The sequence below is a fragment of the Haloferula sargassicola genome (assembly GCF_040362925.1).
Lineage (GTDB): Bacteria > Verrucomicrobiota > Verrucomicrobiia > Verrucomicrobiales > Akkermansiaceae > Haloferula > Haloferula sargassicola.
Genome location: NZ_BAABRI010000016.1, coordinates 1 through 24709 on the forward strand (window position 1 = coordinate 1; position 24709 = coordinate 24709).

At 66.8% G+C, this 24709-nt stretch carries 22 protein-coding genes; 5 read left to right on the top strand and 17 right to left on the bottom strand.

Annotation, left to right across the window (positions count from 1 at the left end):
- Positions 1-869: 869 nt before the first annotated feature.
- From ABXH26_RS13975 to ABXH26_RS14000, 6 genes are all read right to left on the bottom strand, one after another.
- Entirely contained in the window at positions 870-2135 is a 1266-nt protein-coding gene (locus ABXH26_RS13975; RefSeq protein WP_353567700.1) for a type II toxin-antitoxin system HipA family toxin, read from the bottom strand.
- A complete protein-coding gene (locus ABXH26_RS13980; RefSeq protein WP_353567701.1) occupies positions 2122-2457 on the bottom strand; it encodes a helix-turn-helix domain-containing protein in 336 nt (111 codons plus the stop codon). Before ABXH26_RS13980 ends, ABXH26_RS13975 begins: the two co-directional genes overlap by 14 nt.
- Before the next feature lie 347 nt (positions 2458-2804).
- Positions 2805-4226: an NAD(P)(+) transhydrogenase (Re/Si-specific) subunit beta gene (locus tag ABXH26_RS13985; protein ID WP_353567702.1), complete on the bottom strand. Its 1422-nt coding sequence runs from the start codon at positions 4224-4226 to the stop codon at positions 2805-2807.
- Positions 4223-4528 (bottom strand): NAD(P) transhydrogenase subunit alpha part 2, encoded by a 306-nt coding sequence (locus ABXH26_RS13990; RefSeq protein ID WP_353567703.1) that lies wholly within the window; start codon positions 4526-4528, stop codon positions 4223-4225. The genes ABXH26_RS13985 and ABXH26_RS13990 overlap by 4 nt, the downstream gene beginning before the upstream one ends.
- A 74-nt stretch (positions 4529-4602) precedes the next feature.
- The gene (locus ABXH26_RS13995) at positions 4603-5856 is read right to left on the bottom strand and encodes an NAD(P) transhydrogenase subunit alpha (protein WP_353567704.1); all 1254 of its coding nucleotides are present in this window, start codon (positions 5854-5856) and stop codon (positions 4603-4605) included.
- A 78-nt stretch (positions 5857-5934) separates the two neighbouring features.
- Positions 5935-6267, bottom strand: a complete 333-nt coding sequence (locus ABXH26_RS14000) for a DUF2288 family protein (RefSeq protein WP_353567705.1) — start codon at positions 6265-6267, stop codon at positions 5935-5937.
- Positions 6268-6841: 574 nt separating this feature from the next.
- On the opposite strand from ABXH26_RS14000, the gene ABXH26_RS14005 reads away from it, so the two are divergent.
- Both ABXH26_RS14005 and ABXH26_RS14010 read left to right on the top strand, forming a co-directional pair.
- Entirely contained in the window at positions 6842-7576 is a 735-nt protein-coding gene (locus ABXH26_RS14005; RefSeq protein WP_353567706.1) for a SpoIIAA family protein, read from the top strand.
- Between the two features lie 188 nt (positions 7577-7764).
- On the top strand, positions 7765-9267 hold the full coding sequence (locus ABXH26_RS14010; protein WP_353567707.1) for a tryptophan halogenase family protein: 1503 nt from the start codon (positions 7765-7767) through the stop codon (positions 9265-9267).
- A gap of 13 nt (positions 9268-9280) precedes the next feature.
- Here the strand turns inward: ABXH26_RS14010 and ABXH26_RS14015 are convergent, their stop codons facing one another.
- From ABXH26_RS14015 to ABXH26_RS14065, 11 genes are all read right to left on the bottom strand, one after another.
- Positions 9281-10429 carry a TlpA disulfide reductase family protein gene (locus ABXH26_RS14015; protein ID WP_353567708.1) on the bottom strand — a complete coding sequence of 383 codons (1149 nt, stop codon included), beginning with the start codon at positions 10427-10429 and terminating at the stop codon, positions 9281-9283.
- A 95-nt stretch (positions 10430-10524) separates the two neighbouring features.
- Complete coding sequence (locus tag ABXH26_RS14020; protein WP_353567709.1) at positions 10525-11247, bottom strand: methyltransferase family protein; 723 nt, start codon at positions 11245-11247, stop codon at positions 10525-10527.
- A gap of 22 nt (positions 11248-11269) precedes the next feature.
- Entirely contained in the window at positions 11270-12058 is a 789-nt protein-coding gene (gene cmoA / locus ABXH26_RS14025; protein WP_353567710.1) for a carboxy-S-adenosyl-L-methionine synthase CmoA, read from the bottom strand.
- 13 nt (positions 12059-12071) lie between these two features.
- Positions 12072-15182, bottom strand: a complete 3111-nt coding sequence (locus ABXH26_RS14030; RefSeq protein WP_353567711.1) for an efflux RND transporter permease subunit — start codon at positions 15180-15182, stop codon at positions 12072-12074.
- A 1-nt stretch (position 15183) separates the two neighbouring features.
- Positions 15184-16080, bottom strand: a complete 897-nt coding sequence (locus tag ABXH26_RS14035) for a hypothetical protein (RefSeq protein ID WP_353567712.1) — start codon at positions 16078-16080, stop codon at positions 15184-15186.
- Positions 16081-16099: 19 nt separating this feature from the next.
- Positions 16100-17428: a TolC family protein gene (locus ABXH26_RS14040; protein WP_353567713.1), complete on the bottom strand. Its 1329-nt coding sequence runs from the start codon at positions 17426-17428 to the stop codon at positions 16100-16102.
- A 2-nt stretch (positions 17429-17430) separates the two neighbouring features.
- On the bottom strand, positions 17431-18444 hold the full coding sequence (locus tag ABXH26_RS14045) for a glycosyltransferase family 2 protein (RefSeq protein WP_353567714.1): 1014 nt from the start codon (positions 18442-18444) through the stop codon (positions 17431-17433).
- Positions 18434-19942 carry an ArnT family glycosyltransferase gene (locus ABXH26_RS14050; RefSeq protein ID WP_353567715.1) on the bottom strand — a complete coding sequence of 503 codons (1509 nt, stop codon included), beginning with the start codon at positions 19940-19942 and terminating at the stop codon, positions 18434-18436. The genes ABXH26_RS14045 and ABXH26_RS14050 overlap by 11 nt, the downstream gene beginning before the upstream one ends.
- A gap of 51 nt (positions 19943-19993) precedes the next feature.
- The gene (locus ABXH26_RS14055; RefSeq protein ID WP_353567716.1) at positions 19994-21424 is read right to left on the bottom strand and encodes a sensor histidine kinase; all 1431 of its coding nucleotides are present in this window, start codon (positions 21422-21424) and stop codon (positions 19994-19996) included.
- Positions 21421-22098: a response regulator transcription factor gene (locus ABXH26_RS14060; protein WP_353567717.1), complete on the bottom strand. Its 678-nt coding sequence runs from the start codon at positions 22096-22098 to the stop codon at positions 21421-21423. The genes ABXH26_RS14055 and ABXH26_RS14060 overlap by 4 nt, the downstream gene beginning before the upstream one ends.
- 50 nt (positions 22099-22148) lie before the next feature.
- Complete coding sequence (locus tag ABXH26_RS14065; RefSeq protein ID WP_353567718.1) at positions 22149-22361, bottom strand: hypothetical protein; 213 nt, start codon at positions 22359-22361, stop codon at positions 22149-22151.
- Positions 22362-22442: 81 nt separating this feature from the next.
- On the opposite strand from ABXH26_RS14065, the gene ABXH26_RS14070 reads away from it, so the two are divergent.
- The 3 genes from ABXH26_RS14070 to ABXH26_RS14080 all read left to right on the top strand — a co-directional run bounded on the left by ABXH26_RS14070 (position 22443) and on the right by ABXH26_RS14080 (position 24514).
- Positions 22443-22718 carry a hypothetical protein gene (locus ABXH26_RS14070; protein ID WP_353567719.1) on the top strand — a complete coding sequence of 92 codons (276 nt, stop codon included), beginning with the start codon at positions 22443-22445 and terminating at the stop codon, positions 22716-22718.
- Between the two features lie 211 nt (positions 22719-22929).
- Positions 22930-23148: a hypothetical protein gene (locus tag ABXH26_RS14075; protein WP_353567720.1), complete on the top strand. Its 219-nt coding sequence runs from the start codon at positions 22930-22932 to the stop codon at positions 23146-23148.
- Between the two features lie 118 nt (positions 23149-23266).
- Complete coding sequence (locus ABXH26_RS14080) at positions 23267-24514, top strand: ATP-binding protein (protein WP_353567721.1); 1248 nt, start codon at positions 23267-23269, stop codon at positions 24512-24514.
- Positions 24515-24709 lie beyond the last annotated feature (195 nt).

The following is a 24709-nucleotide window of genomic DNA, read 5'->3' on the forward strand; positions in this document are numbered from 1 at the left end:
CCTGGTCGGGGATCAGTGAAAAGCGCTGTTGGCGACGGCAACGGCTTTCCTACGCCCCTCCGGGGCTCAGGTGGTTGGGGGCGCGGAGGCCCCGGGGTGAACCCCGGGGCTACCTCCCGGCGTCCCTGCGGGACTGAAGAAGCGGCAAAGAACGGTGAAGAGGGCCGCTCCGCGGCAGTGCCGAGTGATCACTGAGCGGTCGGTGAGAATGGGGTCGGTCCGAGAAAACGAGCATTGGCGAGGGGGTCGATCCTGGTCGGGGGTCAGTGAAAAGCGCTGTTGGCGACGGCAACGGCTTTCCTACGCCCCTCCGGGGCTCAGGTGGTTGGGGGCGCGGAGGCCCCGGGGTGAACCCCGGGGCTACCTCCCGGCGTCCCTGCCGGACTGAAGAAGCGGCAAAGAACGGTGAAGAGGGCCGCTCCGCGGCAGTGCCGAGTGATCACTGAGCGGTCGGTGTGGAAGGGGTCAGTAGTACCAGGGTTTCGCATGGGGTTTCTTGAAGTACGCTTCGGAAAAGATGCCAGGCGTGCTATACGTGAGCGCAATAGACGGTGCGGGCTTCGTGGGCGTGGATGATGGGCATGCCGTAGAGCCGAGCTGGCCGGGTCGTTCATGGCGGCGGGGTTCACGGCGTCGTTGGCGGCGGGCCGGTTTCCACGGCTGACGCAGGCACGGCACCTCCCCGTGCGGGAAACGACCGGATCGACTCCGCCGCGCACCCTCAGTGCAGAGCGACACTGCCCCGATTCCGGTGCCAAGGAGCCGTCGCAAAAAAGTGGGTGCTCCATAAGGTGGGAACCAGTTGGACGACTGAGTGCGTGGCCTCTCTCCATTTCCCTGATGGGCATCTCTGTTTGGGAGCGGGCCGGCTACCAGTCTCCGGGATCCAGTTCCTCGCATTCTGAGAAGATGTCGGGATTCAGGACAGCCCGCCGTCGCAACTGGGCGTGTGCGGCAGGTCCCATGGCTGTCTCCTCACAGAGGCGGTCGAAATGCTCGATGATCCCGCGGATCTGGGTCTCGACGATCCCACGTGCGTCCGCTTCGGGTAGGCCGAACTCGGTTGCGGCGTCGAGGCACAGGCGGATCCTGGAAAGGTTACTCTGCCGGGTGATTTTCATGCCGTGGCCGGCTTCACCACCCGCTCGTGGAAACGGCGTGATGTCGTAGGCCGGTGTCAGCCGAAGGGTCGCCCCCTCCACGAAGAAGGAATGATTGCGGGCATGATCGTCGGTATTTCCCATCAGCACGTTGAACACCATCCGGGAGAACAGCTCCGTCGCGTCTTTCTTGAAGGTCGAACCCTGCAGCCTCAATTGGTCGGCCATGTCCGGGTAGGTGGCTTCACGCGCCCACTTTTCGTCCAACCCCAGAACGGTGAGGCCGGAAACGAAAGCGCGACGGCACCACCCGGAAGCCGTGCAGTCGCGATCGAAGCGCTCCACCAAAAGAACATCCTTCCCGGCCGCTTTCTCAAGCGACACGCCCGCCACGTTCAATCCAAGCCGTGCAGCGAGGGTCATGGCGATGTACTCCGCCTTCACGATCGGAAAGTTGTCGTTCGAGACGGAGAACTTCGCCACATACTTGGCCTTTTCGCACGTGATCGCGGCCTTGGGACGGGCACCGCCGATGCTGGTTCCATGCCTCAGCGCATCTTCCAATTCGGGCGGGATCGGCCGATCGGTAGCAAGCAGTTCGGCAGCCTCGAGAAGCTGTTCCATGGAGGCGGCATCCAGATCCCTGGGGATGTATTCCGATGCGGATGTCTGGAAGTCCAAGGCTCCGGTGCGGTCCGAAACGGACTCCAGCAGGTAGGTTGATTCAGTCAGTCTACGGCTGACATCCATCCCTCCTCTGCCGAAGATCCGATTTTCAATCACCTTCCGTCCCCAGGCATCCGGTGCCGCATCGCGAAGGCAGGAAAAGTGATCGAGGCCGTTGACCGGTTCATGCCGGCCGCGGCGCAGGGGCAGCTCCGGTTCATAGATCGGTTCCGCGTTGGGTCGCTCAAGATATGAACGGCCGTACACGAACGCCTGACGCCCTCGGTCATCGAACTGAAGTTCACCTGCAACGACCGGTTGGGTCGCTCCCGGGAGCCATCGCCACACGAAGCACTTAGAAGTCGTCATGGATTTCCTGCTGGCGGGCCCTGATTCGTTGCGGAAGCAACGACTCCATTTCAGCGGTCCTTGAGGCGGTCATGGCAAAGCGATCCGGGTCAGGGTCGAAAAGCGGGACACCGAGGATCCGCGCTGCTTCGAAATACGAGCCGATCGCGACGCTCGGGGATCCATCCAGCATTTTACGGACGGTAGGAATGGAAATACCGAGCCGATCGGCCAGTTCATTGAGAGTTAGATTCCTCTCCTTCCGCTGAACGCGGAGAAGCGCCGCAAAATGCGCCAGGGCAGCTTTTGCAACGATCCCGATGCGGATTGAGGTCTTGGACATGAACTGAAATTACTTTTAAACCTGTTTAAAGCAAGTTTATTTGTTTTTTTGGACCGACGAGAAGGATGAGCTTAAATTGCGTTCGCAGCCACTTAAGGTCAGCGATGCCATCCAAGTGGCGAAATGGATCGTCTTTCTGATGCAGGATTGGGGAAGGGAAGAATCACAAGCTTTCCCCATCAGGGTGCGGCGCGAGTGCTGCGCAGGTGCTGCGCGGGTGCTGCGCGGGTGCTGCGCGGGTGCTGCGCGGGTGCTGCGCGGGTGCGGCGCGGGTGCTGCGCGGGTGCGGCGCGGGTGTGGTGTGGCGGCGGCACGCCCGGGCCTGGAGGACGCGGGCGTCCTCGATTCTATTCTTTGAACTGCGCGACGAGGTCGGTGATGGTCTGCTTGGCGTCGCCGTAGAGCATGCGGGTGTTTTCGCCGAAGAAGAGGGCGTTTTCCAAACCGGAGAAGCCGGTGCCTTTGCCGCGCTTGAGGCAATAGACGGTGCGGGCTTCGTGGGCGTGGATGATGGGCATGCCGTAAATCGGGCTGGCGGGGTCGTTCATGGCGGCGGGGTTCACGACGTCGTTGGCCCCGATGACGATGGCGACATCGACAGAGGGCATGACGGCGTTGACCTGGTCCATTTCCTGAAGCTGCTCGTAGGGGACGTCGGCTTCGGCGAGGAGGACGTTCATGTGGCCGGGCATGCGGCCAGCGACGGGATGGATGGCGAAGCGGACCTCGGCGCCGTTGTTTTCGAGCAGGGCGGCGAGTTCCTTCACCGCGTGTTGCGCCTGGGCGACAGCCATGCCGTAGCCGGGGATGAAGACGACGCTCTGGGCGGCTTCGAGGACGTAGTAAGCGTCTTCGGTCGAGGCGGCCTTCATTTCGCCCTCGACCGCTCCGCCGGCCTGCGCGCTGGCGCCGAAGCCGCCGAACAGGACGTTGCCGAGCGTGCGGTTCATGGCCTTGCACATGATGACCGTGAGGATGATGCCGGAGGCACCGACCAGGCAGCCGGCGACGACCAAGACATTGTTGAGGATGATGAAGCCGGCCAGCGCCGCGGCCACGCCGGACAGCGAGTTGAGCAGGGAAATGACGACCGGCATGTCGCCGCCACCGATCGGGATGGTCATCAGCACGCCGATCATCAGCGACAGCACGACCAGCACGATGCCGGCGGAGAGGGCCGTCGGGCCATCGCCGCCGATGACCATCAGCGCGATGCCGATGAGCGCGATGGCCATGATGAGGAAGTTGATGAGCTTCTGGCCGGGGAAGAGCGTCGGTTTGCCGCCGAGTTTCCCGGACAGCTTGCCGTAGGCGATCATGCTGCCGGTGAAGGTGATGCCGCCGACGAGGATCGTGAGGCCGATGGCGACCAGCGCGAACCAGGCGGGCACGGTGACGCCGCTCTGCGCCTTGAGCGCCTCGAGGTAGTGTGCGATGCCGCCGACGCGGAGCTTCACGAACTCGGCACCGCCGACGAGCAGGCTGGCAAGGCCGCCGAAGCCGTTGAAAAGCGCCACCATTTCCGGCATGCCGGTCATCGCCACGCGGGTCGCGGCGACGTAGCCGATGGCGCTGCCGATTGCCATGCCGGTGAGCACCATCCACCACTCGAGGCCGAGATAGAGCAAGGTGGCGACGATCGCGAGTGTCATGCCCACCGATGACATGGCATTGCCGCGGCGGGCGGTTTCGGCGGAGCCGAGTTTCTTGATCCCGAAGATAAAGAGGATCGAGGAAAGGATATACAACAGGTTGATCAGTGCGCTCATGGCTGCGGGCTTCCTTTTTCCTTCTTCTTGAACATGCCGAGCATGCGATCGGTGACGACGTAGCCGCCGACCACGTTGATCATGGCCAGGATGACGGCGAAGAAGCCGATCCACTTGGCGAGGGTGGGCTCCAGCTCGGACAGGGCCAGCAGCGCGCCGACGATGGTGATGCCGGAGATCGCGTTCGAGCCGGACATCAGCGGCGTGTGGAGCTGCGAGGGGACCTTCGAGATCAGCTCGAAGCCGAGGAAGATCGCCAGGGTGAAGGCGAAGAGAAGAAGGAGAAGTGGGGCGAAGTCCATTGGAGATTGGAGATTGGAGAATCGAGGATGGGCGCAGATGGTGTTTCGATTTCAGCGTTTCAGTTTTCAGCATTTCAGCTTTTACCGAAGGCCGGATGCTTGTTCACGAACTGGCCGTCGCGGGTGAGGGTGGCGCCCTTGAGGATCGGGTCTTCGGGGTCGTACTTGAGGGTCTTGGTTTCCTTGTCCCAGAAGTGGTCGATGAAGTTGGCGAGGTTGTTGGCGAACATCGCGCTGGCATCACGGGCCACGAGGCACTCGAGGCGGCGGTGGCCGATGAGGCGGACGCCGTTTTCCGTGACGGTCTCCTCGCCGGGGACGACGCCTTCGACGTTGCCGCCGGTTTCGGCAGCGAGGTCGACGAGGATGGCTCCGGAGCGCATGGTGGAAACGACGTCCTTGCCGACGAGGCGCGGCGCGGGCCGGCCGAAGAGCTTGGCGGTGCAGATGACGATGTCGCTTTCCGCGCACACCTTCGCCTGGCCGGCTTTCTGTTTCGCGATCTGCTCGGGCGTGAGTTCCTTGGCGTAGCCCTGGTCGGTGGCTCCCGTCTCGCCGAGGTCGATGCGCAGGGCCTTGGCCCCGAGCGATTCGGCCTGTTCAAGGGCTTCGGCGCGGGTGTCGAAGGCGGTGACGCGGGCGCCGAGGCGTTTGGCGGTGGCGATGGCCTGGAGGCCGGCGACGCCGACGCCGATGATGAAGACCTTGGCCGGCGAGATGGTGCCGGAGGGCGTCATCATCATCGGCAGGATCTTGTTCATGCGGCTGGCCGCCAGCGTCACCGCGACGTAGCCGGCGAGGTTCGCCTGCGAACTGATGGCATCCATTTTCTGCGCCAGCGTGGAGCGGGGCATCATCTCGACCGAAATGCCGGTCAAGCCGGCCTCGACCAGCGCATCGAGGCGCGCCTTTTCTGCGGTCTCGGCGGGCGGATCGCCGGGGCCGAGGTGGATGGGAAAGGGTGCGAGGAAGCCGAGCGACAGGGTGCCGCGCTTCATCCGGCGGATCAGCTCGGCGGGCGGCGGCGTGAGGTGCAGGACGATGTCGGCGGCCGGGATGGCTTCGTCGCGCGGCATCGGTTTCGCGCCGGCGGCGGTGTAGTCGTCATCGGAAAAATCGGCCCCCCCGCCGAGGCCGGGCTCGAAGACGACGTCGAGGCCGAGCGCGGCGAGTTTTTTGGCGGTATCCGGCGTGAGTGAGGCGCGGGTTTCGTCGCCGGCGACTTCGTTGAGGGCGTAGAGCAGCATGGGCGGGGCGGTGGAATGGAGGGCCGTGCGGAAGGGATCCGCCAGCCCTAACACCCTGCCTGCCGCGGTCCGGCGAAACAAGCTTCAACAGGTTTTGCGCGGAGGAAGCGCGTCGATGCGCAAAGCGGGCGTCCCAGCGCCGCGATGCCGGGCCGGGCGTCATTTCCGCGCCTGCATCAGTACGAAGGGCGTCACCACCACGGCGGTGAAAAGCTCGTCGCCGGCCTCCCATTGGGCGGCGTGGAGCTTGCCGACGCGGACCAGGTCGCCGTTGCCCAGCCAGTCGGCCACGCGGACCGAGTCGTCCCCGATGAAGGCCTTGGCGACCTGCCCGAGGTCGAGTTCCGGATCCACCCAGATCAGCGCGTCGCGCTCGAAGTGCGGCCTGAGATAGCTCCAGCCGACCTCGCCGGTGTATTTGGAAATCTTTTCGTCATCGCTCTGCGCGTCCTCGCCGAGGATGCCGTATTTCATGCGGCCGTCGTCGCTCATGGGGCGATGGTCCGGGCAGCCCGAGGGCGGGGTCAAGCGCCCGGTAAGGTCGAGCGCCCATGCGCGACCGCGAGTGGTCCTCTGTCGCCGGCACCGCCTGGCACCGCGGCGGATGGCCGAGGGGGGCATCCCTACGATCTCCGGCAGGTTCTACTTCTCGGTGGCGGTGCCGCCCGGCGACTACCGGGTGCAGGTGAAACTCGGTGACCGACCAGCCGTATGAGCCGTGGAACTCGTGGGGGCAGATGCTGCCGGTGTTCTTCAATGACACGGTGGCGGTGGCCAACCACGCCGAATCCGGCGGACTCCGCCTTTCAAGACGGCACCCATCACAACCACTACGGCAGCTGGCTGCTGGCCCGCTGCGTGGCGGAGGGCTTGCGCCGGGAGGCGCCGCAGTTTGGCGAAGCACCTGCGCGATGATCTTCCCTCGTTCGACCCCGCCGCGCCGCCGGCGGCAGGCACTTTCCCCTATCCGCCCAGCCCGCTGAAGGAGCGGGCGAAGCCGGATGGCGATTGAGGGCATGGATTTCACGTGCAAGCCGCGGCTGCCGGGCGCATCGTGCCGGGTGCCATGGTTGACTCGCAAATTCTCCCCAACAGGGTCCTCGTCCTGCGGCCGTCCGGGCCGATCTCGAAGGAGGACATCGCCGCGGTCCGCGAAAAGGTCGATGCCCTCCTTGCCAGCGGCGGCCACCTCGCCGGCGTGCTGATCGAGGCGCCCGGCTTCCCCGGCTGGCATGACTTCGGCGCGATGAGTTCGCACCTGTCTTTCGTCCGCGAGCACCATCGCGACGTGCCGCGGGTGGCGATCGTGTCCGACAGCCGCTTCCTCGCCGCGCTGCCGAAGCTGGCGAGGCACTTCGTGCAGGCCGAGTTCCATCATTTCGCCGCCGGCGAAACGGAGGCCGCGCTGGCGTGGGCGGCCGAGGGGAAACCCAAGGCCCCTTCGGCGCTGCGCTATGGCTGGTTCCCGGACCGCAAGCTGGTGTGGTTCTACGTCCACGGCCGGGTCCACACCGAGGACTACCGCAAGGCGATCAGCTGGATGGAGGGCATCTTCGCGGAAACCTCGCCGGTCTCGTTTCTCATCGACCTCCAGGACCTCGAAGGCATTGATGCCGGGGCGATCATGGCCGACATGAGGTTTGGCATGAAGCACCTCAAGGACATCCACCGCATCGCGCTGGTCGGGAACGAAAAGTGGACCCGCAAGGCGGCCTCGTTGCCGAACCTGTTCAAGCTCGAACTCAAGGCCTTCCCCGAAGCCGAAGAACACCAGGCCTGGGACTGGGCGACGGCGGGCTGAGGCTCACGGCGATTCAAGCCGGACCGGCAGCGAGGCGCGGCGGGCCGGTGGTTTTGATCGTGATCTCGCGGCCGTCGCGGGCGCCGGCCATGGCGTCAACCTTCGTCGAATCGCCGGCGAATCATGCCACGAAATGATTCACTCCCGGCTTCCGGAAGCACCCGCGATGCGCATGATACGATGCCTCTATGATTCAGAACGTTTTGGTGGTCGGCTCCGGTAGCGCGGGACTTCTCGCGGCGCTTTCGTTGAAAAAGAAGATCCCGCAGCTCGGGGTGAAGATCGTCCGCGACCCGGAAATCGGGGTGATCGGCGTGGGGGAGGGGACCACGCCGAATTTTCCCAATCTCTTGTTCGACTACCTCGGCATCTCGCGGGCCGACTTTTACCGCCGCGCGCAGCCGACCTGGAAGCTGGGCATCCGTTTCAACTGGGGACCGCGCGGGCGCTTCGACTACACCTTCGGCCGCCAGCTCGATGCCCACTGGCCGGGCATGGAGCGGCCGATCGGATTCTACTGCGATGACGACTTCGACAACCTCGAGCTCCCGTCCGCGCTGATGCGGGCCGACAAGGTTTTCCTCCGCCAGCAGAACGGCTGCCCGGACATCCAGCCGTGGCACGCCTTCCACATCGAGAACGAGCAGTTCGTGGCCGTGCTGGAGAGCTTCGCCGCGGATTGGGGGGTGGAAATCACCGACGGCAAGATCGTTTCCACCGACACCGACGGGTCGGGCGTGAAGGCCGTGCTGCTCGAAGACGGCCGCCGGCTGGAGGCGGACTTTTTCATCGATAGCAGCGGCTTCCGCGCCGAGCTGATCGGCAAGGCGCTGGACGAGCCCTATGTGCCCTTCAGCAAGACCCTGTTCTGCGATCGCGCCGTGGTCGGCGGCTGGCAGCGCGAGGACGAACCGATCCTGCCGTACACCACCGCCGACCAGATGGACTGGGGCTGGTGCTGGCGCATCGAGCACGAGCACCACGTCAACCGCGGCTACGTCTACGCCTCGGACATGATCTCCGACGAGCAGGCCGAGGAGGAATTCCGGCGGAAAAACCCGAAGCTGCCCGACACCACCCGCATCGTGAAATTCAGCAGCGGCCACCGCCGTCGCATGTGGGTGAAAAACGTCGTCGCCATCGGCAACTCGGCGGGCTTCGTCGAGCCGCTCGAGGCCACCGCCCTGATGCTCGTCTGTGCGCACGTGCGCACGCTGGTCGACTTCCTCCTCCACTGCGAGCTGGAGCCCACGCCCTCGATGGTGGATCTCTACAACGAGCAAACCAACGTCAGCTGGGAGGACATCCGCGATTTCCTAGGTCTCCACTACCAGCTGAACACCGCCGGCGAGACCGACTTCTGGCGGCGCTGCCGTGAGGAGACCGACCTCTCGGGCATCGGCGACTTGCTGGAGTTCTACCGCGAAAACGGACCCACCGGCTTCTGCCGCTACCGCATCGGGAAATGGGAGAGCGACTTCGGCATCGAGGGCTACCTCGTCATGCTCGTCGGCCAGCGGGCGCCCTACGACAAGCGCCACAAGGTCACCCCGGCCGAGGACACCATTTGGAAACAACGGCGTCACCAACTCGCCGCCGCGGCCGCCGGCGGGATGACCGTCGCCGAGGCGCTGCAGTATGTCCGCCACCCGAACTGGCGCTGGCACGGCGACGCCCAGAAGTCCGCCTGAGGAAACGCAGGAGTCAGCTTTTCTGTTCGGCTTCCTTCTTTTCGCGGGCGGCCTTCAGGGAGGCCTGCATCCATTCGGCGAATTCCTGCGTGGTGGGCATGGTGCCGTCCGTCACCGACTTCGCAAACTTCTCAAACGGTTCCGCCGGCAGGCGGTTGGACTCCGCCCCGGCCAGCTCTCCGGCCTCGGCGGCTTCCTTTTTCGCCGCGGCTTGGTCGCCCGCCTTCCACTCCAGGCGGGAGAGCTGCATGGCGTCGCTGGCCGTCTTCTCATCCTTGTCCGCCACCATCGACTCGTAGCCGGAAATCATCTTGGCCAAGGTGCTGGCGGGCAGGTCCTCGACCTCCTCCAGCGAGCGCGCCAGCGAGGCGAGCACGAACTGCCGCAGCTTGTCATCGGGCGCGATCTCATCGATGCCCTTCTCGATCCCCGCCCAGTCCTTGGCCGCGATCAGGGTCTCGTTGCGCAGCAGCGGCAGGTAGATGTCGCCGGGGCTCGCGGCTTCCAGCTGGTCGGCTGCGGCCTTCATCGCCGCCGGGTCCTGCGACTTGCGGGCTTCCGTCCAGGCCGCCCGCGCCGCGGCCACCGCCTGCTGCTGCTTGGCCTTTTCGTTGATCCCGTCGATCGCCTCCTGGCTCTCGTCGCCGCCCTTCAGGATGGCGCTGATGATCTCATCGCTGAAGCCCGCGGGGTGGCCGGCGGCGATCACCTCGCCATCGCGCACCAGGAAAGCGTGGGGGATTCCGTTCACCCCGGCCGGCTTCAGCCAGTCGGTTTCGAAAGCCCCGCCCTTGCCGGTGTAGGCGACCGGGTAGGACATGCCGTCGCCCTTTTCCTCCACGAACTTGGCGACCTTGTCGCGGCCGTCCTCCCACACGTTCATGCCGATGATCCGCAGCCCCTGGCCGGAGTATTGATCGTAAAGCTCATCGACGTGCGGGATCGAGGCCACGCAGGGCCCGCACCACGTGGCCCAGCACTCGATCATGTAAAGCTTGCCCGCCTCCCATTCCGCGGGTGCCTCGCCCTGGATCCAGTCGGCTTTTCCCAGAGCTTCCGGCGTGACCTGGTCGCCCACCTTTTGGGCGAACCCGGGGGTGGCCAGGCAGAGCGATGCGGCGGCGAACAAGCGGGCGGTGCGGAACGGATCGGCGAAGTGCATGGAGCCCGATACCCGCCAAAACGCCACGTTTTTCCAAAAGTCCGTGGATCTTCCACGGGTCGGACGGATTTTTCCCCTCCGGATCCCCTCCGGCCTCAGCAGGCCTGGGCGGCCACCGGCTGGCGCAGGCGGCCGGTCTTCTTCAGGATGCGGGCGATGAGGTAGCCGAGGACGGAGAGGCCGAGAAGGGTCATCGCCGCCGTCGCCACCGGACCGCCGATCTCGTCCGCGCGCCAGGCGTTCTGCAGCACTCCGGCAGAGGACGCGAGCAGCCAGATGAAGGCGGAGTTATACTCGGCGCTGATCAGGCGGCGCCAGTTGAAGCGCATCGAGCGCATCGTCTCGCCGAGGCCCCTCGGGTTGAAGGTGAAGCGGCCGACCCGCGAGCAGTAGTCATCGAAATCCCCGCCGAACTTCCCGCGCAGGAAGTTCTCCTCGGCGGCGACGATGCACGAGTAGGTGAACAGGAAAAAGGCCAGGCCCGCGGTCATGAAGAGCAGCGAGTTCGAGGCGATGCCGGCGCCGATCAGGATGGTCACGTTGCCGACGTAGAGCGGGTTGCGGCAATGGGAGAACAGGCCACCGGTGACCAGGTCGTCGGCATAGGGCATGCGGTTTTTTCCGCCGCGCTTGATGTAGTCGAGGCCGACCGTCGCGCCGCGCAGGACCTGACCTGAAAAGGCCACGAGGAAGCCGGCGATGGCCGCCACGCGGTAGTCGGGCATCAGCAACGGGCCCTTGATGAAGAGCAGCGCGTAAACGATCGGGAACAGGACGTTCCGGTGGTGATAGAGGAAGTTTCCGATGCGAACTTTCATGGCCGATGAGAGCAAAGGTCGGTCATTTCACCGCGATCATGCCGGTGAAGTTATACCATTTGAAAAAGGTGTCGCAGTGGCGGAAGCCGGCACGCAGGAGCATCTCGCGGTTCTCCATCAGCTTGTAGGGGATCAGCACGTTTTCCAGCGCCTCGCGCTTTTGCGAGATCTCCAGCTCGCTGTAGCCCTGGCGGCGCTTCATGTCGTAGTAGTATTTGATGAACTGGCGGTTGAAGAGGGAGTCCTCACCGATGACCTTTTCCACCAGGATCAGCGCGCCGTTTTCATTCATCCCGGCAAGGATGTCGGCGATCAGCTTGTCGCGGTAAAGCGGGCGGACGAACTGGAGCGTGAGGATCAGGAAAACCACCGAGGCGTTCTCGATGCGGACGCCGGCATTGAGGTCGCCGAATTGCAGGTCGATCTCGTGTTTCATCCCCTGCTCGTCGAGCTTCGCGCGGCAGCGGTCGAGCATCTCCTGCGAGTTGTCGATGCCCACGAAGCGAACGCCCGGCACCACCTTCCCGTCGATGCCCAGGAAGGTGGTGCCGGTCGAACAACCGAGATCATAGACATTCGTGCCGGGCTCGGCGTAATCGCCGGCGATTTCCGAGATCATGCGCTGGATTTCCCCGTAGAAGGGGACCGAGCGGCTGACCATGTCGTCGAACACGGAGACGACCTTTTCGCCGAACTTGAAGTCGGCCACGTGGGCATCGGGCGTGTCGAACACACGGTCGGTTCCGGAATCGGGATTCACGACTTGGAGCGGGGTCGGAGTGGGAGATTTCGAGGCGGCGGATGTTTTCATCGCAGTTCGCCGGTCATCCTAGCGGCCGAACATGAGAAGATGATGAGAGGGACTCGAAACGGGCGAATCGATGGGCCGCGACCGGCAGCACCAGCAGCGTGACTCCGGTGGAAACGACCAGCCCGCCGAGGATCACGATTGCCATCGGTCCCTCGACCTCGCGCCCGGCGGTGGCCGGATGCAGCGCCAGCGGCAGCAACGCCAGGCCGGTGACGGCGGTGGTCATCAACACCGGAACCAGCCGCTCGCGGGCCCCGCGGAGCACGGTTTCGAGCTGCCACGGGCGGCCCTCGTGGCGCACCAGATGCTCGTAGTGACTCATCAGCATGATCGAATTCCGCACACCGAGCCCGAGCAGCGTGACGAAGCCGATCAGCGCGCCGAGAGAGAGCGGGATGCCGGTCATCGCCGCGGCCGCGATCCCGCCGGCGGCGGAAACGGGCAGCATCGAGACCACCAGCAGGAAGTTCGCCGGCCTGCGGAAAGCCATGGCGAGGAAGATCCCGATCACCCCCAGCGTGATGCCGGTGGCGACCAGCAGTTCCAGATGCGAGCGCGCCTCGGCTTCGGCGGCTCCGGTGATCTCGAGGTAAACGTCCGCTGGCAGAATGTCCGCGGCCTGGATCCGCCGACGGGCGTCGGCCACGAATTCGGACACCGGCCGGCCGGCGACGTTGGCGGTGACCACCTGGCGGCGTCGTCCGTCCTGATGGCGGACCTGTGCGCGCTGCTGGGAAAGCCGGATGTTTCCGAGCCGGGCCAGCGGCACGATGCCGCCGGCGGGCGTGGTGATGGCCAGCGAGGCGATGGTCGACAGGTCGGTACGGGCGGCCTCGTCGAGGCGGAGGGTCACCGGCACCACGCGGTTGCCATCGTAGATCTGGCCGACCTCCGTGCCCTGCATCGCGGTTTCGATCATGTCCTGCACGGGCACCGGTCGCAGGCCGTGGGCTTCGAGCAGGGCGGCATCGAGGTCCACCTCCAGGCCGGGTGTGCGGGCGCTGCCGAGCGATTGCACGCCGCTGGCGCCGGGCGTTTCCCCGAGGATGCGGGCGATCTCCGCGGCGGGCTTTTCCAGCGCGTCGAGGTCCTTGCCGTAGAGGTTCACCACCACGGCCGCCGTTTCACCGCTGAGCGATTCGCTGATCCGGTCGCCGAGGAAGGTCAGCGTCTCGGTCTGCATGTTGCCGTAGGGCTCGAACACCCGGCGGATCCGCTGCTGCACCGCCTCCTCGTCGAGCCCGGGCCGGCGCTTCAGCTCGATGTGGTATTCGCAGCGCTCCGGGCCCCAGGTGTCGATGCCGCGCTCCGAGCGGCCGGCCTGCATTTCCACCGAGGCGATCTCCGGCATGTCTAGTAGTTCGGCGCTGGTCCGCTCGCCGAAGCGCATCGTTTCCTCGAGCGATGTCCCCGGCACGCCGAAGGCCTGGACCACGAAATGACCCTCGCGGAACGGCGGCAGCAGCTCGCCCGGCAGACTCCTGGCCAGCCCCCCGGCGGCGACCAGCGCGAGCGCCACGCCGCCGACCACCAGCCACGGCACGCGGCAGAGCGGCCGCAGCAGCGCCTCGTGGATGTGGCCAAGCCAGCGCAGGTGGAAGGGCTCGCGCCGCGGCTTCGCGCCGCCCAGCAGGATCAGGGAAAGCGCGGGCGTGACGGTCATCGCGACCGCCAACGAGGTGACCACGGCCAGCATGAACGACACCGCCAGCGGTTGGAAAAACCGGCCCTGCAGGCCGCTCAGCGCGAACACCGGCAGGAACACCGCGAGCACGATCAAGGTCGCATGCAGCACCGCGCCGCGGACCTCGATCGAGGCGTCGAGCACCACCGCGGGTGCCGGCCGTGGCTCGGGCAGCGCGGCGTTTTCCCGCAGCCGGCGGAGGATGTTCTCCACGTCGATGATGGCGTCGTCCACCACCACGCCCACCGCCACCGCGAGGCCGCCGAGGGTCATGGTGTTGAGCGTGATGCCCTGGAAATGCATCACCATCACCGCGCCGAGCAGCGAGAGTGGGATGGAAAGGAAGGAGATGAACGCGGTGCGCAGGTCGGCGAGAAAAAGCAGCAGGACCAGCGCCACCAGCGCCGCGCCGATGAGCAGCGAGGAGGTCAGGTGCTCCAGCGCGACCTCGATGAAGTTGGCCGGGCGGTGGAGGCCGCCGACCAGCGCGACCTGCTTGGCGTCGAGCAGCGGGCGAAGCTCGTCGAGCGCCTGCTCGACCTTGCGCGTGGTCTCGAGCGTGTTGGCCCCGGCCTGGCTGGTCAGCGCGAGCATCACCCCGCGGCGGCCGTTGATCAGCGCATCGCCGAATTTCGGCATCGCGCCGAGGCGGACCTCGGCCACGTCGCCGATCCGGATCGCATCCGCGCCCTGGCCGCGGATGACGAGCCGGGAAAGGTGGGCCGCGTCGGCCTCCGGACCGTGGGCGTGGACGACCAGGCGCTGGTTACTAGACTCGACGTAGCCCGCGCCGCGCACGCCGACGGCCTCGCGGGCGGCGTTGCCCAGCTCTGCGAGCCCGACTCCGAGCGCGGCCATTTTTTCCGGGAGGGGAAGGATTTCCAGCTCCTCGACCTCGCCTCCGACCACGGTGACTTCCGCGACACCCGGCACCGCCTTGAGCAGGGGGCGCACGGTCCAGTCGGCCAGGGTCCGCAGCTCGCGGCCGCCGACTTTTTCCGAAACGAGGCCGACCTTCAGCAGGTCCATGGTCGAGGACACCATCGGCGACATCGTCGGCCCGGCGGCCTGTTTTGGCAGCGTACCGGAAAGCTCGGTGAGCCGCTCGGAAAGGAGCTGTCGGTCGGTGAGTTCGTCGCTCGAGTCCTTGAAGACGAGGTCGATGACCGACAGGCCCTGGATTGACTCGGAGCGCGTGGTTTCCAGCCCCGCGATCCCGCCGACCGCGGCCTCGATCGGGAAGGTGACCAACGACTCGACCTGCTCGGCGGACAGGCCCGGGGCCTCGGTCTGGATCGTGATCTGCGGCGGCACGAACTCGGGGAACACATCGAGCCGAGCGCGCAGGGCGACGAAGCCGCCGGCGGCGAGCGTCACCAACGCGGCGAGCAGCACGAGACCGCGGAACTTCAGCGCAGCGACGACGAGGGCGCGCAGCATGTCAGTCCGATTCCGCCGGGCCGACGGAGTGCTGGATTTTCTGCGACAGGATCCCCTGCGCGCCCTTCACCACCAGCGGTTCGCCGGCAGCCAGCGCGTCGCCCTCGACGAACCATCCGTCCTGCGCCGCATGCTCGTCGGAGATCCGGTGTTGCTCGAAATCATCGCGCCCATGCTGCTGGAAAACCCAAGCCGCGCCGTCCTCGATGACCACCGCGCCGGGCGGGATCGTGTAGCCCTCCGCCGCCCCGCCGGGCAGCAGGAGCGTGCCCTTCAGAGGTGTGCCGACCGGCCAGCGGACATCGCCTGGGGGGACGACGAGCAGGTAGCCGGGCTGGCGGCTGGCATTGACCCGCGGGTCCGGCCACCACGTTTCCGCCGCGATCCGGCCGCCATGCAGAGGGGAAACGGTGGCCCCCGTGACCGTCGCGGGCGGCACCGATCCGGCAGGCAGCGAGAGCCGGACCAGCAGGCGTCTCCCGGACTGGAGATCCCCCGCCAGCTGGCCCGACTCCAAGACCTCGAGTCCCTCGCGGCCCCATGTGGAAACCAGGGCCAGCTCGGCAAGGCGCACCTGCTGGTCGGCCGCGTCCGCCTGCTTCGCGGCCTCCTCGACGGCGCGGTCGGAGGCCAGCCGGCCGTCGCGGTTGAGCGTCGCGGTGCGGTCCGCTTCCTTGCGGGCCGCCGCGGCGTCGCGGCGCGCCAGCGCCAGCGCGCTCCACTGCTGGAGCAGCGGCTGGGGATCGGTCACCTCGGCCCAGCCCTTGAGCGTGCCCGGCAGCTCGGCGTGTTGCAGGCCGGCGGTTTCCACGCCGTAGCGCTGCTGGCTGGCGGCATCGACCTTGACCACTTGGGCCGCGGCGGGCAGGGCCATGAGGAGTGCGAGCACTAGGTTCATCGTACTTGGCATGATCGGTTCAGAAAACATCGCCCTCCACCGGCCCGCGGACCGCATCGAGCAGCGCCACCCAGGCCCGCCAGGCGTCGAAGCGCGCGCTCACCTGCGCCGCGCGGTCCTGGCCGGCGGCGTAACGCGCCTGCAGGACCGCCACGCGATCGCCCGCCCCGGCGCCCGCGAGCTTCGACTGCGCCCGCTCGATCGCCTCGGACTTCTTCACCAGCTCTTGCGCCCGCCGCCACTGCCGCAGGCTGCCGGCATACTCCTCACGGGCGGTGGCGGCGGCACCCAGCGCGGCATGCTGCGTTTCGGCGAAAGCCGCGGCGGCGGCGGTGCGGTCGGCTTCCGCGCGGCGGATCGCGGCGGCATGGGCGTCGGAAGGAAAGCTCGCCGAAGCGCTGAGCAGCCATTTCCGCTGGCCCTGGTCGTAGCTGTAACCGGGCCCGAGGTGGAGGTCGGGGTATTGGTTGGCCACCTCGAGCCGCAGCGCTGTCTCGGCCACGGCGTAGGCGGCGAGCCGGTCGAGCACGTCGGGCCGGCCGAGCGCGGTGGTTTCCTGGATCGCGGCCAGCGAGGGCGCGGCGGGTGGCGTGGCGGGCAGCGCGGCGAGGGAAAGCCCGGCCGCCTCTTGGTCCGGGATGCCCAGCGCGCGGGCGAGCGCGGCAGCGGCCACGCGGGCCTGCTTGCGGGCGGCGGCGAGCTCGCGCTCGAGCACCGAGCGCTCGCGCTCCAGCGTGAAGCCCTGCAGGCGGTCGCTTTCGCCCATCTCGGAAAGCCGGCCGGCGGCCATTTCCCATGAACCTAGTAGTTGCGAATTCTCCTCCAGCACGGAAATGAGCGCTGCGGCGGCGTGGCGGTCGATCACCGCGTTCGCGACCGCGATGCGCACGTCGCCGCGGGCTTGCGCGATCCCGATGGCGGCGCGGTCGGCCTCGGCCCTGGCCTTGAGGATGCGGGCGGCGCGCTTGCCGCCGGTCTCGATCGTATGGTCGAGCATCAGGCCGCAGGTCCACGGCGTGGTGCCCTGCGCGGCGCGTTGGAGATCGAGCGACACGCCGAGCGGCGGCCGTGTGCCGGCCACCCCGACCCCGGCGCGGGCGGCATCGAGATCCGCCCGGGCCCGCACCAGCGAGGGATGCGTGCTTTCCGCGGCGGCCATCATTTTCCGCACCGTCCAGCGGCCGCCGGGTGAAAAGCCGGCCCGCCGCAGGCCGGCGATCACTTCGGCGGAGGAAAGCGAGGTCCGGCGATAGGCCGCCAGCCCGGCCCCGGGATCGAGCGGGCGCCCGCGGTAGGCCTGGCAGGAGGCCAGCGCGAGCGCGAGGCCGGCGGTGACGAGGGGGGACATGTTCACGATCCGACCGTGCTACCTCCGGTTTCCTCCGCCACGATGTGGCCGGGCCGCCCCTTCACCTCGGTGAAGATTTTCCCGAGATACTCGCCGAGCACGCCGATGGAAAAGATCTGCACGCCGCCGAGGAAAAATACCGCCACGACCAGCGTGGCCCAGCCGGGAACGTCGGTGCCGAAGAGCAAGGTGCGCAGCGCGATCCAGCCGGCGTAGAGCATCGCCACGGCGGAAATGGCGAGTCCGACTCCGGTCCACATCCGCAGCGGCCAGTCGGAAAACGAAGTGAGCCCGCTGAGCGCCAGGCCGGCGAGGCGCCGGTAGCTGAACTTCGATTGGCCGCTGTGGCGCGGATCGATCTTCACCGGCACCGGCAGCGAGCGGAAGCCGACCCAGCTGTAGAGCCCCTTCATGAAGCGGTCCCGCTCGGGCAGGGAAAGGATGGCATCGACGACCTTGCGGTCCATCAGCCGAAAGTCGCGCACGTGCTCCGGGATGCGGACGGCGGCGTGGCGGTTGAGGAGCTGGTAGAAGACGCGCGAGCCAAGGCGCTTGAGCGCGGGCTCGTCGTCGCGGTCGGCACGCACGCCGTAGACCATCTCGTAGCCGGCGTCCCACTGGCGGAGGAAGACCTCGAGGTAGCTGACGGGCTCCTGCATGTCGGCATCGATCACGATCACCGCCCTGCCACGCGAGCGTTGGAGGCCGGCGGTCATGGCGTTTTCCTTGCCGAAATTCCGCGACAGGCGGATCACGCGGACCGGGAATTCGTCGGCCATCGCCGCGGCCTCCGCACCACAGCCGTCAGTGCTGCCGTCATCGACCACCACGATCTCGTGGCTGCGGCCGAGGCGCTTCAGCTCGTGGCCGACGGCCTCGATGACGACCGCGATGTTGCCCGATTCGTTGTAGGCGGGGATCACGCAGGAAACCTCCGGGGCCGCCGCGGCGGGGCAGGCGGCGGGGATGCGGACGATGTTCACGGCGGGCTGGGCTTGGATGGGTTCAGTTAACACGGGCGACCTCCTCTTCCTTCTTCCGGGGTTTCTCGATGAAGACCACGTCGTCTCCGATCTCCGCCCGGACATCGAAGTGGGAAAGCACCCCGGCGGGCACCCGCGGCAGCAATGGGCGCTGGATCTCCAGCACGTCCGGCTCGCCATTGGTGGTGAGGGCGAGCAGCGCGGCGGCGTCGGTCAGGCAGCGTGCGCTGCCGGCGCTGTAGAACTCGGCGGAGAACCTACGTTTTCCATAGTAGTTGAACCGGTAGCCCGGCACCTCGCCGGCGGCCACCGCGTGCTTCTGCGAGCCCTTGGTCAGCGTGCCGTCGCCCGCGCCGATCAGGGCGATGCCGGCACCGAAGATGAGGAGCGCGGCGAGCGAGCTGCCGATGAAGGCGCGGGGCAGCCAGGCGCTGCGTTGCCAGCCGGCCAAGGCCCACATTTCCACGCCGAGCACCGCGGCGGCGGGCACGCCGGTGATGACGTAGGTCGGGATGATGTTGGTGGCGAGGGTGAAGAAGACCATCGGCGAGAGCGCCCAGCAGAGCAGGTAGGGCCGCCAGCCATCGGTGCGGGAAAAGGCGGGCCGCAGCTTCCGCCAGCGGGCCAGCGGGGCCAGGAGCAGCGGCGTCCACGGCAGCATGGCGAGCGCCCAGAAAAGCCAGATGGTGCCGCGGGGCTTGGCGTGGCCGGAGCCGTAGAGGTCGCCCTTCCAGCCGCTGATCAGGAAGCGCTGGAGGTGCTCGCCGACGATGAAGTACTTCAGAAAGCCCGGCGTTTTCAGCTCCGCGGCGATGTACCACGGCAGGCATAGTAGCAGCATCAGCAGGGTGCCGGAGATCCACGGCAGCCGCCGCCAGGTGTCCCGCCAGCGGGCCTGCCAGACGACCCAGGCGAAGACCGGGATGGCGGAGAGCGCCACCGCCACCGGGCCCTTCGCCAGCAGGCCGATGGCCTGGCCGATGAAGAACGCATGGCCCCAGGAGCGGGCGTTTCGTCCGCCGCGCAGGGCGTTCCAGAAGCCGACCATGCTCAGCGCGGTGCCGGCGAGCAGGGCGAGGTCGGTCATCACGGCGGCCATCGAGACGAAAAAGATCGCGCAGCCGGTGAGCAGGGTGGTGGCGAGCCAGGCGGCGTCGGGGCCGCGCTCGCGTTTCACCCAGCCATGGAGCAGGGCGAGCAGCGCGCAGGCGGCGGCGAAGATCAGGATGCGACCGCCGAATTCATTGACGCCGAAGATTTCCATGCCGATGGCGGACATCCAGGTGTGCAGCGGCGGCTTGCCCCAGAACGGCACGCCGTAGTCGAACTGCGGCGTGATCCAGTCGTTCGTCTCGACCATTTTCCGCGCGATCTCAGCATAGCGCGCCTCGGTGGTGTCGGTGAAGGGCACGATGAACATCGCGACGACCCGCAGGGCGATGAGCAGGACGAAGCCCGCGATGACGGCGCGGCGGTGGCGCGCGGAAAGGGCGATCGCGGACGGGGTGCGGAGTGGGCCTGACGTGTTCAACGCCCGTTCCCTATCTGCGGCGAGATGAAAGAATGATGAGAGGCCGCTGCTTCATCGCGGGAGCGAGAGCTCGACGGTAAGGCGGGCGTCTTCGAGGCGCAGGTCGATCGTGCCACCGAGCAGGCGGGTGATTTCGCGGGCGAGGCTGAGGCCGAGGCCGGAGCCTCCGGAAGCGGCGGCCCGCCGACCGCGCTGGAAGGGCTCGAAGAGGTCCTTCAATTCCTCATGGCCGAGGTCCGGCGCGGAATTGGTGAAGTGGACGTGGAAGGAATGGCGCTTGTCGGTGATGGCCATCGCGGCCGCCGAATCTTGCGGGGCGTGGCGGATCAGGTTGTCGACCAGAGTGGCGATGACGATGCGGAACAGCTCGGGGTCGTTGTCGAGCGGCGGCACGGTGGCCGGGCCGTCGATGGCGAGCTTGAGGCCGCGTGCCGCGAAGCGATCGGCCTGTTCCTCGAGCAGCGCGTGGACGAGGGCGGCGGGGTCGAAGTGTTCGGCGTCCGGCTTTTCCAGGCCCCCCCGCAGCCGGGCAAGTCGCATGAGGGTGTGGATGGTGCCGCTCATGCCGTGCGCGATCTCCAGGGCCGAAGTTGCTCGCTGGCGGAGGTCGGCGGCCTCGCGCGGACGGCTGACGGCCTGTTCGAGGGTGGCCTGGATGCCGGCGATGGGGGTGCGCAGCTCGTGGGCGGCGTGGAGAGCGAACTGGCGCTCGCGTTCGCGGGCGGCCTCGACCCGTTCGAGGGTGCGGTTGAAGGCTCCGGCGAGGCCGGTGAGTTCGACCGGGAGGTCGTCGGGCGTGCGCGGGATCGGTCCGCCGTCCTGGCGCGAGCGCTCGTCGAGGCGGCGGGCGAGGGCGTCGAGCGGCCGCAGGGTGTGGCGGGAGACGAGCCAGACGGCCAGCCAGATGGTGACCAGGGTGGCGGTTCCTGCCCGGAGCAGGTGGCCGGCCATGCGGTGGAGCTTGTCGTCGAGCGACTGGGTCTCCCGCGCGCAAACCAGCACCTGCGGGAAGTCCTGCGGATGTAGTACTTGCCCGAGGCGCTCCATTTCCTCCAGGGCCTCGCCGTCGAGGAACGGCAGGTGAAGCAGGCCGGCGGCCAGGGCAGGGCGGCCATCGGGCAGGGTGATGGGCCGCAGGACGGTTTGGTCGAGGGCGCCGTGGAAGGGCTCCAGCCGGCCGTCCCCGAGGGCGGGGGAGGCGACGGTGCTGCCGTGGGTTTGGTCCCAGTACTGGAAATAGCCCGGGACGCCGGTGCGCGAGCCGGACTCGAGGGCCTCGTGCCACTCGTAGACCACGCCCTCGGGTTCCAGCTCGGAGGATTTCGCGAGCAGGGCGGCGCTCTCGAGGAGCTGCATCTTCACCTCCTTGCGCAGCATGCGGGCGACCGACTGGTAGATGAGGACCATGGACACCAGCAGCACCAGGGTGACGGCCAGGCCGGTGCCGACCATGAGACGGGTGCGCATCGAGGGATGGCTCATGTTTCCCCGCAGGAGATCAGGTAGCCGACGCCGCGGCGAGTGTGGATCAGCTCCGGGCGGCCGCCGGCGTTGAGTTTTTTCCGCAGGTAGCCGATGTAGACGTCGACGGTGTTGCTGGAACCGCCCTCCTGGTCTTCGTAGACGTGCTCCCAGATGTCGGTCCGGGTGACCGGATGGCCGGCACGGTAGGCGAGGTATTCGAGGAGGGCGTACTCGCGCGGGGTGAGCTGGATTTCCTCGCCGGCGCGATGGACCTTGCGGCAAACGGTGTCGATCTCAAGGTCTCCGGTCACGAGCTTCGGGGACTCCCGGTCATAGCGGCGGCGGACGAGGGCGCGGACGCGGGCCACCATTTCCGCGAGGGCGAAGGGTTTGACGAGGTAATCATCGGCCCCGGCGTCGAGGCCCTCGACCCGCTGGTCGACCGAGTCGCGCGCGCTGATCACCAGCACCGGCGTCTTGTCCTGCAGCTCGCGGAGTTTCCGCAGGATGGTGAGGCCGTCGACGTTCGGCAGCATGATGTCGAGCACGATGACGTCGTAGGGGTGGTTCCGCGCGAACCACAGGCCCTCGTCGCCGGTGGCGCTGGCATCCACCACATGGCCCTCCTCGCGCAGGCACTCGGCGACGTTTTCGCGGAGCGGCGGGTAGTCTTCGACAAGGAGGCAGCGCATGGGCGGAAAGGTCAGCAGGCGGAGGATGAGAAATGGATGAGAGCGTCTGTTCAGTCCGTCTCTAGCCGGAAAAACCGCGTTGCCGGCCGGGCCGGGTCGGTGAGTCCGCGCCAGCCGCCGTCGCCCGGGACGTTGGAGCGGGCGATCCAGTCGAGCGGGGCGAGCGTGGCGCTGTCCCGGACCCGGTGGGTGAAGCCCGGCGCGGTGAGCGGCAGGTCGGGATCGATGCGGACGATGAGGAGAAGGAGCAGAAAGACGCGCACGGTGGGGAATCTGCTCGAACTTCCCCCCGACGGCAATGGCCGGGATCGGCCCGATTCCCCGCCTCGGCTAGCCTTTCACCCATGAACCCGCACGACCACCCCACGGCCTTGAAAGACCTTCAGGACTCGATCTATCGGGAAAAGGTCCTGCGCGCCCGGAAGATGACGCCGGAGGAGCGTATCGATAGCGTATGGGAGCTATCCGACATGCAGCTGGAGCTTATGCTTGCCGGTGCTTTGGCACGTATCGATTCCAGCGACCACGAGAAGGGCTGGGCAGAGGTTCGGCGTGGTCTCGATCGCGTGGAGCGGGCACGTGATCATCGTTTTTACAGCCACTCGATACCCGCCACATGAAGCTTTTCGAACTGGCGACCACCATTTTCGAAACCGCAGACCGACTTGGCGTCGAATACATGGCGGTCGGTGCCATCGCAGCCGGTACCTAGGGGATTCCCCGCGCGACAAAGGACGTGGACCTCCTCGTCACGATGGACCCCAATCACGGTATCTCTCAGCTGACGACCCCTTCGTTCGCTCGGAATTTTCCCGGAAGAGCCGGCGATTGGTGCCACTCCTTTTTCGCGAAATCTGGCTCCCCCCCGCCGAGGATGGGATCGTCCAAAAACTCCGCTGGGGCCGCTCGAAAGACCTCGACGTCACCCGCGACGTCACCGCCGTCCAAGGCCCCGAAACGCTCGACACCGCCTACATCGAACGCTGGTGCGCCGAGCACGGGACCACGGGGCGATGGGCTTCGCTGCTGGAGAGCCTGCCGGAGCTGTAGGCCCTGCGGCGACTTGGATCCGGCCCTGCCGACATTATCCATATGGCAGGTGGACGCTTGTTTACTTTGCAATTGGACGCATTGACGATGTGCAACTGGACGCTATTTTAGATTGCAAATGGACGACCGCGATTCCCTGCTTCCACGGCCCATGCGGCGGGCGGTCAAGTCCGCATTGGCGGACACCCCGGTGGTGGCCGTGCTTGGTCCTCGTCAGGTCGGGAAAAGCACGCTCGTTCGGCAACTCGCACCGGAGCGCCCCTTTTTCGACCTCGATGTGGCCGAGTTCGGCCAGACCGCGGCGTCGGATCCCGCCGGGTTCGTCGACGGGTTGCCATCGGTGGTGACATTGGACGAGGTCCAGCGGGTTCCTGAGTTGATGCGGGCGATCAAGGTGTCAGTGGATCGTGACCGGCGTCCCGGACGCTATCTGCTCACCGGCTCGGCCAATCTCCCCCTGCTCCCGCAGCTGAGCGATTCCCTGGCAGGGAGGATGGAGGTGATCCAACTCCATCCCCTGTCCGAGGCCGAAAAGGAGCGGGCGGACGGGGCTTTTCTCGAAGCCTTTCTGGAGGGTCGGATCAAACCCGACATTCGCCCGAGCGACAGTTCGGTCACCGGGGACTTGGCGAGGCGATTGCTACAGGGCGGTTTTCCAGAAGCCAACACCCGCACGCCGGCCCGGGCGCGGGTCTGGCATCGCCAGTATCTCCAAGCGGTGATGGAGCGGGATGTGCGGGACGTTTCCAATGTCCGCGACGTTGGGGAACTTGGACGCATGCTCGAGCTGCTCGCAGGCCAGACCGCCTCATTGCTGAATGTGAGCACCCTCAGCCGCTCGCTTGGGATCGCCCGGGCGACGGTCGATCATCACCTCGAGGTGCTGAAACGGCTTTACCTGATCCGGATCCTTCCGGCGTGGCACCGGAGCGCATCGAAGCGACTGGTGAAGGCACCAAAGATCCACCTGTTCGACTCCGGTCTAACGGCCTCGCTGGTGGATTTGCACGAGACGGACTGGAACCGGAGGCGGGAAACGTTCGGACGTCTGCTCGAGTCGATGGTTCTCCAGCAACTCGTCGCCCAGGCCGGCTGGACCGATCCGACGCTCCGCTTCTGGCACTATCGCGACAAGGACCAGCTCGAGGTGGATTGCGTGATCACGCGCGGAAGCCGTGTCTGGGGTGTGGAGGTCAAGGCGTCCCAGACTGTGGGGGCCAACGATGCCAAAGGGCTGCGACGCCTTGCCGAGCAAGCGGGCGCGGACTTCGCAGGAGGAATCGTGCTCTACTCCGGAACCAGCGTGCTGCCCCTTTGCGAGGGCGATTTCCTCGCGGTGCCACTCTCCAGACTCTGGACGCTCTGACGACGGGCCGGATCTTCTCACCTCCGCGCCTCGCGGAAAAAGGCTTCCGCTCTCATTCGCGGGCCCTCGGGCTCGGGCGGGCCCATCTTCATGCCGAGGAACTGGGAAAAGCGCCGCTCGCTGCATCGCTGCGCAACGAGCGCGATCACCTGAGCACGATTGCCGGTCCCGATTTTCCGTGGTCTCCGTCTCTCC

Coding starts and splice junctions, on each gene's coding strand:
- ABXH26_RS14010 (WP_353567707.1), top strand. CDS start 7,765: ATGATTCAGAACGTTTTGGTGGTCGGCTCCGGTAGCGCGGGACTTCTC.
- ABXH26_RS14040 (WP_353567713.1), bottom strand. CDS start 17,428: ATGTCCCCCCTCGTCACCGCCGGCCTCGCGCTCGCGCTGGCCTCCTGC.
- ABXH26_RS14080 (WP_353567721.1), top strand. CDS start 23,267: ATGGACGACCGCGATTCCCTGCTTCCACGGCCCATGCGGCGGGCGGTC.
- ABXH26_RS14030 (WP_353567711.1), bottom strand. CDS start 15,182: ATGCTGCGCGCCCTCGTCGTCGCTGCGCTGAAGTTCCGCGGTCTCGTG.
- ABXH26_RS13985 (WP_353567702.1), bottom strand. CDS start 4,226: ATGAGCGCACTGATCAACCTGTTGTATATCCTTTCCTCGATCCTCTTT.
- ABXH26_RS14070 (WP_353567719.1), top strand. CDS start 22,443: ATGAACCCGCACGACCACCCCACGGCCTTGAAAGACCTTCAGGACTCG.
- ABXH26_RS13975 (WP_353567700.1), bottom strand. CDS start 2,135: ATGACGACTTCTAAGTGCTTCGTGTGGCGATGGCTCCCGGGAGCGACC.
- ABXH26_RS14055 (WP_353567716.1), bottom strand. CDS start 21,424: ATGAGCCATCCCTCGATGCGCACCCGTCTCATGGTCGGCACCGGCCTG.
- ABXH26_RS14015 (WP_353567708.1), bottom strand. CDS start 10,429: ATGCACTTCGCCGATCCGTTCCGCACCGCCCGCTTGTTCGCCGCCGCA.
- ABXH26_RS13990 (WP_353567703.1), bottom strand. CDS start 4,528: ATGGACTTCGCCCCACTTCTCCTTCTTCTCTTCGCCTTCACCCTGGCG.
- ABXH26_RS14020 (WP_353567709.1), bottom strand. CDS start 11,247: ATGAAAGTTCGCATCGGAAACTTCCTCTATCACCACCGGAACGTCCTG.
- cmoA (WP_353567710.1), bottom strand. CDS start 12,058: ATGAAAACATCCGCCGCCTCGAAATCTCCCACTCCGACCCCGCTCCAA.
- ABXH26_RS13980 (WP_353567701.1), bottom strand. CDS start 2,457: ATGTCCAAGACCTCAATCCGCATCGGGATCGTTGCAAAAGCTGCCCTG.
- ABXH26_RS14005 (WP_353567706.1), top strand. CDS start 6,842: ATGGTTGACTCGCAAATTCTCCCCAACAGGGTCCTCGTCCTGCGGCCG.
- ABXH26_RS14035 (WP_353567712.1), bottom strand. CDS start 16,080: ATGAACCTAGTGCTCGCACTCCTCATGGCCCTGCCCGCCGCGGCCCAA.
- ABXH26_RS14060 (WP_353567717.1), bottom strand. CDS start 22,098: ATGCGCTGCCTCCTTGTCGAAGACTACCCGCCGCTCCGCGAAAACGTC.
- ABXH26_RS14000 (WP_353567705.1), bottom strand. CDS start 6,267: ATGAGCGACGACGGCCGCATGAAATACGGCATCCTCGGCGAGGACGCG.